Annotated in this window: 3 protein-coding genes; 1 reads left to right on the forward strand and 2 read right to left on the reverse strand. The window is 75.9% G+C overall.

Going from position 1 to position 2,691, the window contains the following annotated elements; genetic code table 11:
• Both ACFU6K_RS36030 and ACFU6K_RS36035 read right to left on the reverse strand, forming a co-directional pair.
• A partial coding sequence (locus tag ACFU6K_RS36030) for an MFS transporter (RefSeq protein ID WP_380670406.1) occupies window positions 1-1,391 on the reverse strand: 1,391 nt, incomplete at its 3' end.
• A 78-nt stretch (window positions 1,392-1,469) separates the two neighbouring features.
• Window positions 1,470-2,048 carry a TetR/AcrR family transcriptional regulator gene (locus tag ACFU6K_RS36035; RefSeq protein WP_380670408.1) on the reverse strand — a complete coding sequence of 193 codons (579 nt, stop codon included), beginning with the start codon at window positions 2,046-2,048 and terminating at the stop codon, window positions 1,470-1,472.
• A 154-nt stretch (window positions 2,049-2,202) separates the two neighbouring features.
• On the opposite strand from ACFU6K_RS36035, the gene ACFU6K_RS36040 reads away from it, so the two are divergent.
• A complete protein-coding gene (locus ACFU6K_RS36040) occupies window positions 2,203-2,676 on the forward strand; it encodes a DoxX family protein (protein WP_380670410.1) in 474 nt (157 codons plus the stop codon).
• Window positions 2,677-2,691: the final 15 nt, after the last annotated feature.

Below are 2,691 nucleotides of genomic sequence, written 5' to 3' on the forward strand. Positions count from 1 at the left end.
GGGGTGGTGCTGGTGGCGCTGGTGGCGCGGGGCAGGGCGGCGACCGCGACGGCGGTGAGCGCCAGCCCCGCGGCGGCCGCCGCGAAGGCCGCGGCGTAGCCGCCGACGACGCTCGGGCGGGTGGCGGCGAGCGCCATCAGGGCGGCCAGTCCGGCCGTGGGGCCGAGTTCCATGGCCGTGTTGAACACTCCCGCGGCCAGCCCGGTGCGCTCGGGCGGCACCCCGCCGGTGGCGAGCACGGCCGCCCCGGCGAAGGCCGCGGCGGCGCCGGCGGGCAGCAGGAGCAGTCCGGGCAGCAGGCCGAGGGGGTAGCCGCTGCCGGGGGCGAGCCCGGCCAGCAGGCCGAGTCCGGTGGCCCCCACGGCGAGGCCGCCGGCGGTGACCGCCACCGGTCCGTACCGGACGGTCAGCGGGCCGGCCAGCCGGCCGGAGAGCAGCAGGACCACCGCGTACGGCAGGAAGGCGGCGGAGGTGGCCGCGGCGCTCCAGCCGCGCAGCTGCTGGAGGTAGAGCGAGAGCAGGACGAAGGTGAGCGCGGTGCCGGCGGCGGTGGCCATGACGGCGGCGAGGGCGGTGGCGCGGCGGCGGTCGGCGAGGAAGCCGGGTGGCAGCAGCGGGTCGGCGGTGCGGCGCTCGACGGCGGCGAAGGCGAGCAGCAGGACGAGTCCGGCGGCCAGCGGGCCGTACGTCCCGGGGCTGCGCCAGCCCTGCTCGGTGGAGGCCACCAGGGCGTGACTCGCCGCGCAGATACCGGCGGTGGCGAGGGCGGCGCCGGGCAGGTCGAGAGCCGGTCGGCGGACGGCGCGGGCATGACCAAGGGCTGCGGGCAGAGCGGCGGGCAGGGCTCCGGAGCGGGCGAGGCCGGCCAGGGCGACCACGACGGGCACCGCGAACAGCCAGCGCCAGGAGACCGTAGCGGCGACCGCGCCCGAGACCACGCTGCCGACGGTGGCCCCGAGCACCGACAGGCCGCCCCAGGTGGCCATCGCCCGGCGGTAGGCGGCCGGTTCGGGATGCAGCACCCGGACCACGGCGACCGCCGCCGGGGCGGTGAGGGCCGCGCCCGCGCCCTGCACGAAGCGGCTCGCCAGCAGGACGGGGTAGCCGGGCGCGAGGGCGCAGGCGATCGAGGCGGCGGCGAGCAGCAGCAGGCCGGCCCGGAGCACCGGGCGTCCGCCGTGTCGGTCCGTCAGCCGTCCGCCGAGCAGCAGCAGGGAGCTGAAGGAGAGGCCGTAGGCGGCGCTGAGCAGCAGCACCCCGGACGGGCCGAGCCCCAACTCCCGTGCCACCAGCGGCAGCGGCACGGTCAGGATCGTGATCGTGAAGATCAGCACCGCCTGGACGATGCCGAGCAGCGCGAAGCCGTACCGGCCGGTAGTGATGACGGCCATGTAAAACCCTCCCCCCTATGTAGACCATTCGGTCCAGTATGAGCCCAGCAGAAGACGCCGACCCGAACCGGCCGGGCGTCAGTCCAGCAGTGCCAGCGCCTGCTCGGCGGCGTCCCGCGCCAGGGGCGCGCCGTCGGCGGTCTTGCCCACCACCCGGATGCCCTGGAGCAGCACCACCAGCATCCGGGCGAGCGCCCGCGGGTCCCGCCCGGCGGGCAGCTCGCCCTGCGCGGCGGCCCGCGCCAGGGCGGCGGCGAGCAGCGTCTCCAGGCGGTCGAAGCTCGCCTCCACCCGCCGGGACGCGACCGGGTCATGCGGGGCCAGCTCCACCGCCGTGTTGGTGACGAAGCAGCCGAGCCGCCGCTCCTCCTCCCCCGCCGTCGCGTAGTGGCGGACCAGCGCGCGGACCGCCGGCAGCGCCGGGCCCGGCTGGGACAGCTCGTCCAGCCGCGCCGAGTCGCTCTGCTCGCAGTAGCGCTCCAGCGCCCGCAGGTACAGCTCGCGCTTGCTGCCGAAGGTCGCATAGAGACTGGCCCGGGCGATGCCGAGCCGCTCGACCAGGTCGGCCATCGAGGTGGCCTCGTAGCCGCGCTGCCAGAACAGCTCCAGGGCCGCCTGCAGCGCCGCGTCCGGGTCGAATTCCTTCGTGCGCGCCATGCCGGGAACAGTAGCCCTTTCTGGATCGTTCGGTCAAGAAAGGGCGATCAGTGGTCCAGACCTGACCCCTGACGGAGCATTGCCAAGTGGACTAGACCATGGCTACCCTTACCGCTCCCACATCCACCTCCTTCCCCCACAGGAGGCGCTTCGCATGTCCACATCCCGTCCCGCCCACTCCCGGCAGACCGCCGACGCCGTCAGACCCGTCGTGCTGACGGCGTTCCGGATCGTCGTCGGCCTGCTCTTCGCCTGCCACGGCGCCGCCTCGCTGTTCGGCGTGCTCGGCGGCGCCAAGGGCGGCGGCACCGTCCCGCTCGGCCAGTGGCCCGGCTGGTGGGCCGCGCTGATCCAACTGGTCGGCGGCGCCCTGGTGCTGCTCGGCGCCGGCACCAGGGTGGCCGCGCTGCTCTGCTCCGGCTCGATGGCCTACGCCTACTTCACCGTCCACCAGGAGCACGCGCTGCTGCCGCTGCAGAACGGGGGCGAGCCCTCGGTGCTGTTCTGCTGGGCCTTCCTGGCCATCGCGGCGCTCGGCTCCGGCCCGTACGCCGTGGACCGCCTGCTCACCCGCCGTCCCCTGGCCGCGTCGGCCGAACCGGCGGTCCGGCCGACGTCGGCGGTCTGACGCACCGCCCGGGGC

This window comes from Kitasatospora sp. NPDC057512 (genome assembly GCF_042802135.1).
GTDB lineage: Bacteria > Actinomycetota > Actinomycetes > Streptomycetales > Streptomycetaceae > Kitasatospora.